1 pseudogene is annotated in these 2,679 nt (G+C 55.9%); it reads right to left on the reverse strand.

From position 1 onward, the window contains the following. Positions 1-1,292: 1,292 nt before the first annotated feature. A pseudogene (locus tag NKI95_RS34120) lies at positions 1,293-2,679 on the reverse strand (calcium-binding protein); the annotation flags it as partial.

Below are 2,679 nucleotides of genomic sequence, written 5' to 3' on the forward strand. Positions count from 1 at the left end.
GGGTCATTTTCTCGATGAAGGATGAGGTCACGCCCTCATGCTCATTGAGATAGACCAGGCCCTTCATGCCATCCGGCAATGCGTTAACCTGGCTAGCATATTGAACGTCGGCCAAATTGAAGCCGGCGGTTGCAATTTCGGTGGCGGAACCACCCGAGGTGTAGTGCAGAGTTGCCATCCAATATTCCTTTTTTCTCGTTCGATAGCGCCCGAGGCCTACCTACTAGAGGGTGTATATTAGCGCCAAATCACATACAGACACCCGTTGATAGAATCATTGAGCGTTTGTAGAAATGCTGCACGCATTGTGGCTTATTTTGGCAAAACCGATTGTAGACAAGAAATTTATCGCTTTCTGAGGTCACAATCCCGGCGGAATCGCGACTTTATTTTGAAGCAGCTGTAGATTCGCAACTCATGACCTTTTGTATTACGGGGACGTTACATTATTGGTTTGTTTTGATTTATAAATTTACCTTACGAGATGAAAATAAGACAGACGTTAACTTAAGAGCCAAGCCGCTCCGCAGTCTCACTGCCGTAAGCAATTAGTTGTGGACAATTCGTAGGCATCTGCGCTCATCATCTTATATCGGTCGGCAGATCTCCGTGATCGAGATCAAATCAATGTAGGAAACCGCTCAAGGTGAGAATAGGGGCGGTTCCCAGTCGGAGCGCCTGCCGCACTCGCTCATGAGGAAGACTTAAGCGACGTAAAAAACTGTTCGGCCGACGTTTATGAGCGAGGGACAACTGCCGAATGACTGCCGGGGTTGCGGTGCCTGGTCCCTGCTCTCGCGCTCAGGTAATTGGCATTCCCGATTTATCTATCCCTGATCTGCGAAGGGGCGGTTTGCGAAGCTATGGCCGCTATTGCGCAGAGGATCTGATAGCGGCCTCGGGATCTGGTACTCGATTCCAGGTTCAGATGGGATCTGACCGTTCGTTGCCGAGAAGAATCGAATAAGAGTAAGAATAAGAGTAAAGAGACGAGAAAGTGCATACCAGATTACTCGCGAAGCCGTTTTGCTTCGTCATGCACCGTGCGATGAGCTTCTATTTCACTGAGATTCACTAGCCGTTCAAGGCACGGAAGCGGTCGAGAACCGCGCCGAGTAAACTCGGTGACGGGCAGATTCAAGCCACCCTTCAATGATGCCCTGCTAGCGAACCCGCTGGGTGACAAGGTTGAGCATCAGCCCGAATGGGCACCCCCTTTGGAAAAATCCGGTGCTTGAACAAAGACGGAACGGCGGACCGGCTCGAGCAGAAGGTCCGCCGTTCCGGGTCGTTCAGATCACGAGAAACGAACCTGCTGCAAGCGACAGACCTGGAGAGAGAGTGGCGAACTGTATTTGAGCTGCGCCACCGATCCCGTCGCTGTCGAAAGACAGCGCCCCGGTTGAGCTGTTGTAGATTATATGGTCGGAGCTGTCATGCGCGGCCGTGCCAGCAAAGAAAGCATCGGATGAAAGGCCACCCAGCTTAAGCCCGGCAAAAACCGCGTCGTCGAGTTGGATCTTGTCCTGGAGCTTGTTGAAGTCGGTGATCCTGTCGATATTGCCGGCCCCAAGAGCGCTGTTGAACACGAATGCATCATTGCCTCCGTTACCGGTCAAGATGTCGGCACCGCCGCCGCCTTTTATGACATTGGCGCCGGCATTGCCCTGGATGGCCTGTGCGAACTCGTTGCCGGTTAGGTTGATTGCCGTGGTGGCGGAGGGGTACCTCGTAGCGAGAAGCTCGACCTCCGAGCCGGCCGCAAGCGCATAGCTCACCGTGGTGGCTATGTTGTCGCGACCGCCGCCTACCGCCTCGATCACTCGGTCGCCGACATTGTCGACATAGTAGCTGTCGTTGCCGCCATAGCCGACCATCGTGTCGGCACCACCGAGGCCATTGAAGACATTGCTACCGGCATTACCTTGGATGATCTGGGCGAACTCGTTGCCGTTGAGGTGGATCGGCGCTGTGCCGGACGGGTTGCTGGTGGCGAGAAGCTCGATCTGCGAGCTGGCGGCAAGCGCATGGCTCATCGAAGTGATCACCTTGTCGGTGCCACCGCCTACCGCCTCGATCGCTTTGTCGCCGGCATTGTCGACATAATAGGTGTCGTTGCCGCCATAACCGATCATGGTGTCCGCGCCGTGTCCGCCGTTGATGACATTGGCGCCGGCATTGCCCTGGATGGTCTGGGTGAACTCGTTGCCGGTGAGATTGATTGCGGCCGTACCGGAGGGGTTCGTGGTCGCAAGAAGCTCGACCTGCGAGCCAGCCGAAAGGACATAGCTCACCGAGGCAAGCACCTTGTCGGAGCCGCCGCCAGCGGCCTCGACCACTTTGTCGGCAGCATTGTCGACATAATAGGTGTCGTTGCCACCATAGCCGCTCATCATGTCGGCGCCGCCGAGGCCGTTGATGACATTGGCGCCGGCATTGCCCTGGATGGTCTGGGCGAACGCATTGCCGGTCAGGTTGATCGCCGTCGTGCCGGACGGGCTGTTGGTGGCGAGAAGCTCGATCTCGGAGCCGGCCGCAAGCGCATGACTTACTGACGCGAACACTTTGTCGGCACCGCCGCCCGCCGCCTCAATCTCCTTATCGCGGACATCCTCGACATAATAAGTGTCATTGCCGCCATAGCCGATCATCGTGTGGCCGCCGGCGCCGTGGAACACA

The organism is Mesorhizobium sp. M0306 (assembly GCF_040321655.1).
In the GTDB taxonomy this organism is placed as follows: Bacteria; Pseudomonadota; Alphaproteobacteria; order Rhizobiales; family Rhizobiaceae; genus Mesorhizobium.